The organism is Candidatus Desulfatibia sp. (genome assembly GCF_036446775.1).
Taxonomy (GTDB): Bacteria; Desulfobacterota; Desulfobacteria; order Desulfobacterales; family UBA11574; genus Desulfatibia_A.
The window spans coordinates 1-8321 of record NZ_JAZFTO010000168.1 but is presented as its reverse complement, the minus strand read 5'-3'; the positions used below and the strand labels follow the sequence as shown (position 1 = coordinate 8321).

General features: G+C 43.9%; 10 protein-coding genes. All 10 read right to left on the bottom strand.

Annotated elements, in window-relative coordinates; translation table 11 throughout:
• Window positions 1–146: type II toxin-antitoxin system Phd/YefM family antitoxin (locus tag V3S16_RS08410; protein ID WP_413884233.1), on the bottom strand; the 146-nt coding region annotated here is incomplete at its 3' end.
• Window positions 147–394: 248 nt separating this feature from the next.
• On the bottom strand, window positions 395–1111 hold the full coding sequence (locus tag V3S16_RS08405; RefSeq protein ID WP_413884232.1) for a HEPN domain-containing protein: 717 nt from the start codon (window positions 1109–1111) through the stop codon (window positions 395–397).
• A complete protein-coding gene (locus tag V3S16_RS08400; protein WP_413884231.1) occupies window positions 1112–1432 on the bottom strand; it encodes a nucleotidyltransferase domain-containing protein in 321 nt (106 codons plus the stop codon). It lies immediately after the preceding gene.
• Window positions 1433–1570: 138 nt separating this feature from the next.
• Window positions 1571–2152: a winged helix-turn-helix transcriptional regulator gene (locus V3S16_RS08395; RefSeq protein ID WP_413884230.1), complete on the bottom strand. Its 582-nt coding sequence runs from the start codon at window positions 2150–2152 to the stop codon at window positions 1571–1573.
• 437 nt (window positions 2153–2589) lie between these two features.
• The gene (locus V3S16_RS08390; protein WP_413884229.1) at window positions 2590–3222 is read right to left on the bottom strand and encodes an ERCC4 domain-containing protein; all 633 of its coding nucleotides are present in this window, start codon (window positions 3220–3222) and stop codon (window positions 2590–2592) included.
• A 147-nt stretch (window positions 3223–3369) separates the two neighbouring features.
• Window positions 3370–3651, bottom strand: a complete 282-nt coding sequence (locus V3S16_RS08385) for a ComEA family DNA-binding protein (RefSeq protein ID WP_413884228.1) — start codon at window positions 3649–3651, stop codon at window positions 3370–3372.
• Between the two features lie 446 nt (window positions 3652–4097).
• Window positions 4098–5162 (bottom strand): chorismate synthase, encoded by a 1065-nt coding sequence (gene aroC / locus V3S16_RS08380; protein WP_413884227.1) that lies wholly within the window; start codon window positions 5160–5162, stop codon window positions 4098–4100.
• Between the two features lie 37 nt (window positions 5163–5199).
• Window positions 5200–6462: a 3-phosphoshikimate 1-carboxyvinyltransferase gene (gene aroA / locus V3S16_RS08375; RefSeq protein ID WP_413884226.1), complete on the bottom strand. Its 1263-nt coding sequence runs from the start codon at window positions 6460–6462 to the stop codon at window positions 5200–5202.
• Between the two features lie 226 nt (window positions 6463–6688).
• The gene (locus V3S16_RS08370) at window positions 6689–7681 is read right to left on the bottom strand and encodes a 3-dehydroquinate synthase II (protein ID WP_413884225.1); all 993 of its coding nucleotides are present in this window, start codon (window positions 7679–7681) and stop codon (window positions 6689–6691) included.
• A 125-nt stretch (window positions 7682–7806) separates the two neighbouring features.
• A partial coding sequence (locus tag V3S16_RS08365) for a 2-amino-3,7-dideoxy-D-threo-hept-6-ulosonate synthase (protein WP_413884224.1) occupies window positions 7807–8321 on the bottom strand: 515 nt, incomplete at its 5' end.

The window sequence follows — 8321 nt, the reverse complement described above, 5'->3', positions numbered from 1 at the left end:
CTTAAGCGTTCATATTCTTTAATCGACAACAAAACCGCAACTGGCCGGCCGCGCCGCGTCAACTTAACCGACGGACCCTTTTCAACCGAATGGATTATAGACGGCAGCTTGTTTTTGGCCTCAGCTATAGAATACTGATTTCCCAATATATTTCTCCCTTATAACAGAAACAATGTTAATCATCCTTAAACATAGCCATCATTATAGCCATAATCAAGTCCTAATTTGAGGTAATTTAATAAGTCCAACGGGCTAAAATCACATCGATTTTCAACACCCAGTACCATCTGCCGGCCTGTCTCGGCAATTCCACGGGGAGCTATCCCAGTACGATAGTTCCTACCTACGGGGCAGGCGGGGCAGGCCCACGATTTTTCATTTCAACCTGAACAAATCATTTTTCACCAGCGATTTTGTCCGAAGCAATTTTTATTAACTTTTCAGCCAAATCCAAAACAGCCGCAGCATCTTCCTTGGTCAGCAGGGCATCAGGTTTATATCTGGCCACATTTCTCACCCTCAAAGATGCATTTAAACCCCTACCAATCACTTTGTCCAATTCACCTGTCTTTACATATAATTTCCCAAATAAACTGACGACGCCTCCATGACTTCCCGGCAAATCATCCTGTTTGTGGAGAATAAGAGCTTTGGCCGCCAGTTCAGCTGCATTATAGGCAGCATCCACAGCCAAGCGAATCCGCTTTAGTGCTAAAACTTCTTGGGCAGATTCAAAATATTCCTCTGCCAAATTCTTGAGATCTCTTGTCATTACCGCTTTTATTTCATCTTTTTCCATGGAATAAATCTCCAACCCATAACGGGTTATATTATATGTAAAGTAATCCTGATTTAGGAAAAGTTCATCAATACCTGCGATTAATACTTCCAAAGGGGCGTTATTTTCCATCATGAAGTCATATGTTCTATCCATAATGGCTTTTTCCACTTCAATTCCATCAGTTTTAAAAATTAGGATATCCACGTCTGATTCAGGTGTAGCACTGCCTTTTGCATAGCTGCCGAAAACAATGATTTTAGCAATATTTTTTTCTAATTCGCTGTCTAATAGGTACTTTTTGAAAGAAGTTATAAGTTTATTAATTTCCATCTATCTGTCACTTAAAACCCTCTGGTCAATATTTTTAAGTAACATCCCCTGATTAATTGCCGTTAGCAGAATATCCGGATCAACTTCTTCCTGATCGAAGATAACAACATCTATTTTGTCAGCCTTCAGTCCGGTCAATCTGCTTAGATTGCTTACGAGTTTTAGCTGAATATTAAGCCTGTGCGCTTTTTGCTCCAAAAGAACTAATATGTCCAAATCATTCAAGACCCGTTCTCCGCTGACAGCAGACCCGAACAGATAGGCTGCAATAATGTCGGGGTTTTCAGCCAGGTAATTTTTAATTTTGCTGATTTTAAACATGGGTTTCCCTGATTAATGAGATTCTGAACCCGTAAAAATAAGCAAACAATATTGGATACCTGCTAAAGATGCCAGGAGCAATTTTAAACAGATAATCCCTAATATTTTCTATACGGACATCTGGCATTTTACACCACTTTATTTGATCATAACCAGTTTGTCGCGGGAAATTCCTAATTCCAATATTTTTTCTAAAACCGCATCATTTGAATTCAAGGATGAGATAAGAATTCTGTCGAAGGACAGCGAATCGAGCATGGAAGAACCTATCACTCTATTTCCCAAAAATTTCTCGCCGATCTTTTCATCGTCCGCCACAGCCACCATTTCAATAGGAGTCTCCTGTATCGAGAGGTAGGCGATCTCTGAAAAATCATTGGCACCGTATAAAATTATGCGCCGAATTCCTTGAGACTCAAAATCGTTGAATAGATTGCTCAGTTTCCGGCGGGCTTCTCTGTAAAATTGATAGGAATATTGAATATACTGATAAGTCAGCCGTGTCTTTTCGGCCGCACCTTTGGGTGTAAGGATATATTTGACCCGATTTTTTGGTATATTGGTTATCTTGAAGTAACCCTTTTGTACCATGCGCTTAACAAACGAATTGACAAGCCCCAGGGAAATATTTAACTCTTTTGCTAATTCGCGCTGGCTGGGGGCGCTTTCCTTGTCGATTTCTTCAAAAATCTTTAATGTGCGGAGGTCTTGGTTGTCCATGGTTCTGGATTCTGGATTCTGGATACTTGATGCTTGTTGGAGCGCAGCGGAAATCCCGATTTATCGGGGATACTGGATGCTGGGTGAAAGAGGTAAGGTATTAGTCTCGTTTTATTGAATATATTACAAATCTATAAATAGGCGAAAGAAAAAAAGAAGGATATTTTTGGCTAAATGCATAGCTCCGCACGGTGGGTTGCATTATTGCCCGGCGGAGAGCAAACTGCATTTGGTGTATATGGTGTGAAGTTATAGGTGTTTAGGTCTGATCTGTTCATAAATTGAACGCAACCTGTTCATACATTGAACACAACTTAGATTATATGTCAAGATAAAACCGCAATAAAAGCGCCTTGCGATTTTATAAAACGCGGCTGCGCCGCTATTAAATTGAATAAAAAATTTGTGTTAGCTTGAATTTTTTTTGGGAATATGGTTCATGAAATTTCTGCGTCCAGAACTGCCCGGATTTTTTCGGCTGTAACTTTTCCGATACCATCAACCTCGGTCAAAGTCTGAACAGATGCATTCATGACGTTTGATACAGATTTGAAATGTTTCATTAAGCGTTTTGCAAGCTTTGGTCCAACTTGAGGGAGGCCTTGTAATATGTACAATTGTTTTGACTTTAGTCTTTTAGGTCGATAGCCGCCTCTAAGTGGTACTACATCAATACAGGTTTCAATCTGCCTGCTGATCATCAATAAAATATCTCTGGAATCTTCTTTAGAACGTGAAAAAATAACTGGAACATACCATATTGTTTGAGCTGAAATTATGGCTCCCTTGATAGCCATTCGGTCAAATTTATGGTCAGTTTTGTAAGGATTGCCTTCAATAAGAAGAATCGGATTTGTACAATATTTTTTTAGATTTGATATTTGATTGAACAACCGTCCATCAATGATTGATATAAGAAAATCTTTGGCAGTCTTGCGCTCGACGGTTATTACATCATTAATGATGTAATCTCCATAAGGGATCTTTATTGTATCTAATAAAACACCTCTGTTTTCGAGCAATTCAATTAGTCCGGATTCGGATTCGCGATAATCTGCTGTGATTCTCAAGTTGGATAATATCCTGTGAAAAGCGGGTTGAAACTTGGATCTGGATTGCTTAGAGTCAATTCAGATCCAAGTTTTCCCCTTGGTGCTCTACTGAAGCATAATTAAAGCACCCCTATTTTATTTTGATCAAGTCGCCATGTGAAATCTTTATTCCACAGCTAATCGGTCCTTATTTAGTTCATAGGTCTTGGGTCCGATACCGGGAACCTTTATAATGTCTTCGGTGGTTTTAAAGGGGCCGTTTTCCTCTCTGTGTTTTACGATTCGTTCTGCATACTTTGTCCCGATACGTTTAAGCTGAACAAGTTCTTCCACGGTAGCCTTGTTTAAATTAATCTTTTCGGACTCCCCTGCCCCAATAGGACCAGCAAGAACCATCATGATCGCAACGGTAATGCACAACAATGTCGCTTTCTTCAACTTTTTCATAACTTACTCCTTTTTTGATGTTTAATAATTGATGTTTAATAATTGAAACACAATAACAAAACAGATTAAAGCCGACTTATATAAAGCTACTATCAAAAACTATGCCAGGATTTAATAGATGGTAGATGATATCAGAAGGAGGAAGAATTTCCAGAACGTCTGGATGTGAAAATACTTTTAAATATCGCAATGTAACAATTATTGAAAACTGAAATGTTGTCAAAAAAATTGTGTCGTCAAATCAGATTTGTTTGAATTCAGGGAGTGCGGTTTTAGAGGATATTATCAATTACGCACAAAATTTTGGGCATAAATGCACAAATAAATGGGCATTGATCTTAATTGGAGTTCTTTAGACAAATAATAGAAGTGAAACGGCCATCCAACAACATAAACTGCAATGACATCTGGCGCTGTGGATAGAAAGAGTTTTGGAACCAGATTTGTTAAGTTTCTGAATGCTGAATCGCCCTCTGTCTTAGAAGATGGTCCGCCAGAACAAGGTTGACCATGGCTTCACATACAACATTAATGCGGGGGATAGCTGCAATATCGTGACGACCCTTGACTGAAACGGTTCTGGGGTTTCCCGCAACGTCAATGGTATTTTGTTCAATCTCGATCGAAGGAATCGGTTTAACGGCCACCCGGACAACAATATCATCTCCACTCGAAATTCCGGCAAGGATGCCGCCGGCATTGTTGCTGTCAAAGCCCTGAGGAGTTATGGGGTCATTATTTTCAGATCCCAGCAGCACTGAAGCCTCAAACCCGGAACCGATCTCGACTCCCTTAACCGCACCGATACTCATCAAAGCTTTTGCCAAATCCGCATCTAACTTGTCAAACACCGGTTCTCCAAGGCCTCTGGGAACCCCTCTTGCCATAATTTCAACTATTCCGCCGATGGAATCTCCCTGCTTGCGAACACTGGCAACGCGTTTTTTCATCTTTGCAACAGCATCCATATCCGGGCAGCAAAACACATTATTACCGATTATGTTCAGATCACGCTTGATTGCTTTGATACCGCCTAATTCTACTGTGTAAGCAATAATTTCAATTTTTTCGGATTCAAGCAGAGCCTTGGCAACAGCCCCGGCCGCCACCCTTGCCACGGTTTCCCGAGCCGACGCCCGCCCGCCCCCGCGCCAATCACGTACACCGTATTTTGCCAAATATGTTATATCGCCGTGACCGGGTCTAAATAGATCAGCATAGGGCTCATAAGCTTTGGAGTCGGCATCTTTGTTCTCTACCATAATCGCGATGGGTGTGCCGGTAGTCATTTCCTCAAAAACACCCGACATGATAACCGCTCGATCCGGTTCCCGTCTGCTGGTACTTGCAGGCGAACCGCCTGGCCGTCTGCGGTCCAGCATGGACTGAATGACCTCTGCATTTAGGGGTATTTTAGGGGGACAACCATCGATAACAACGCCAACACCCTGGCCGTGAGACTCGCCCCAGGTCGTAATTCTGAATAGTTTTCCGAAAGTGTTGCCAGACATAATTTATATTTGACAGGATCTACAGGATTTACAAGATTTATTCTTTATATAATCCTCCAAATACTTCCCAAAAATTCGGGAAAGATTTTTCAACGCATCTTTCGTCCTTTATGAAGATGCCCGGGACTTTTAATCCGGCCAGTGCAAAACTCATGGCAATGCGATGATCGCCGTATGTATCTATTTCAGCGCCGCCGGGATTGCCGCCGGTGATCATCATGCCGCTATCGCTGCAGCTGACTGCAATACCCATCTTTGACAGTTCATTAACGACAGAACCCAACCTGTCGCTCTCCTTGGCCTTCAAATGCGCGACATTTTCGATGACCGTTGTTCCGCTGGCAAAGGCTGCCACAACAGCCAGAGTAGGAACCATGTCCGGCATGTCGGCCATGTCTGTAGTTACGGCCGTAAGGTCTTTGCCGGAGACTTGAATGCCGTCCTTTTGGTAAGATACTTTACACCCCATGGCTTCAAGGATCTCCACAAAACGAACATCACCCTGTCGCGATTTTCTGTTGACACCCTTAACCATAATCTCGGCACCGGTAATTGCTGCTGCCGCCCAGAAATATCCGGCCTGGGAGCAGTCGGGTTCTACCGTATAGGAACCTGATCGATATGTTTGTCCACCCTGAACCCAGAAGCGCTCGTAGCCGTCACGCCTGATTCCTACGCCGAGTCTTTCCATTACTTCAACGGTCATGTCCACGTAGGGTCTCGACACCGGCCCTTCAATCACGTTTATATCAATGCCGTTTTTTGTATACGGTGCGATTAGCAGCAGCGCCGAAAGAAACTGGCTGCTGATTCCGCACTTCAGCGCAATACTGCCGCCTGCTAAGTCTCCCCCTTTTATCTCCAGCGGCGGACATCCATTGCTGTTAACTGATCTGGCATTGACCCCAATCTGCTTCAATCCGTCTACCAAATCCTGGATGGGTCGCTCTCCCATACGCTTTGTCCCTGTCAAAGTGTAGATCCCTTTGCCAAGCGCTGCCACAGCCGTCAAAAGGCGCATTGAAGTTCCGGAGTTGCCAAGATAGACAGGTTCTGTGCGAGGTTTTAACATTCCTTTGGTCCCCTGCACGATAAATTTACTACCATCAATCTCTATCGCTACGCCCATCTGCCTCAAAGCTTCCAGAGTATGTGTAGTGTCTTCACTTTTGAGGCCGTTATGAATCGTACAGACGCCGTCTGACAAAGCAGCCCCAATCAGGATGCGGTGCGTATAGCTTTTTGAGCCCGGAACCGATACCTCGCTCGCACTTATTTTTTGGGGTTTTATTTCGATCATATTTTTATCTACTTTTCGTAACCGTTCAGGGTTCAAAGGTTCAGGGTTCAGAGGTTCAACGAATAAAGACAACGTTTAATCCCACCAATGGCAGGAAACCTGTGAATGCATTAAAAAGACAACCCTAAGCCTCGCCTGCCCTCGGTAGGGCAGCGGTGAACTCTGATTCTGTGAACCCAACAGAAAGATAACCCTGAACGTTGAACCCTGAACCTTTGAACGCATACTACTTTTCTGTGATGGTTTCTTCTATTTTAATACCGAAATGCCGGCCGGCCTCTTCAAGAGCTACCAGGACCTTGTCGCCGGGCTTTAGGTTTACCACTGACAGCGCCTTTCCTTCAGGATCGGTCAACCGGATGGTCTCAGCGTTTTGCAGAATACTTGTCACCTGCCGGTCGCCGACAGCGGCCGTAACCAGCATTAAGGGGCGTTTTTCGATCTTCAAGCGACCCACAATGGCGGATATCGTGTTCCCCATATAATCGACAATCAAAACCTGGCCGCCGGTTGCAAGCTCTGAAAGATAGCTGGTCTTGCCGCCGGGTATGCGTGTGTAAGCATGCACCGGTCCGGCGTTTACTCTAAACGGCCTGGGAGAAACATAAGGGTTGGAAATACTTTCGGCATGAACCAGAAACAAAGCACTGCTGCTGTTCCCTACCAATATCCCCTGCCCCGCGGTCATTGTTGTGCAGGTATCCACGCATACCCTATCGCCCATTCCTACAGATTTGACTGCGGTAATTTCGGCCGCTTCCAGCAAGATTTTATCCGCTTGTGAACGTAGTTCGGTAATTGTTTTTTTCAGTTCACCCACATCGGTTGTATGCAACAGAATATGCCTTACACCCTTTTCAAGAATACCGAAGGCGGTTTGCGCCTCCTCCAGATTTTGAACCTGGGCAATAACATTGGCGCCTTTGGCGATTAAGTTCTCAAGGGGTATGATCGTCCAGTCGCTGCACTGTAGAATAACCTTTTTACTCCGGGTGAGCTTGACGATCTCTTCTTCGTCGGCACCGCTTTTTATGTTAAAAATGATCACATCTTCTCCAAGCTTTAAATCGCCGTCTTCAGAGATAGTCTCAATCCGGCCCAGAGCTTTGACCTTGTCGGAATACCCCGGTGGGACCATGATACCGTCGGCACCCCCTTCCAGGGCCGTTGTTACAATTTTTTTATCCCAAGGATCGACTTTTACCCAGATTTTTCGCATCTTCCCACTCCCTCAACGGCATCGTGCCGATTGCCGTTTGTCATTTGACATTTGTCAATAGTCGTTTGTTTTTTATATAGCTCTATGCGTTATAATTCTATCTACGAATGACTAATGACCAGTGACTATTCTAATAATTTAAGGGCGTCTTCAATGCTGCTGTCATCATGGACAATGGCAGAAATAGCCCTGACCATACGCATCGGATCTTTATGTTGAAACACATTGCGGCCGATGGAAACACCGGCTCCGCCCGCTTCAATGGAACCACTTACCATTTCCAGAATCTCCCGGTCTGAATCCATCTTAGGCCCTCCGGCAATAACTACCGGAACCGAACAGCCTGACACAACTTCTTTAAATGTTTCCATCGAACCGGTATAAGAAACCTTGACAATGTCAGCACCCATTTCATCACCAACCCGGGCCGCATGCTTGACCGCATTGACATCAAACTCGTCTTTTATCTTTTCGCCCCGGGGATAAATCATAGCAAGCAGCGGCAAGCCCCACATACGCGCTTCATAACTTATCCTACCAAAATCATTGAGCATCTCTTTTTCTTGGCCGTTTCCAAGGTTTATATGGATAGAGACCGCATCGGCGCCTAATTTGATTGCTTCCTCAACCGAACAGACCA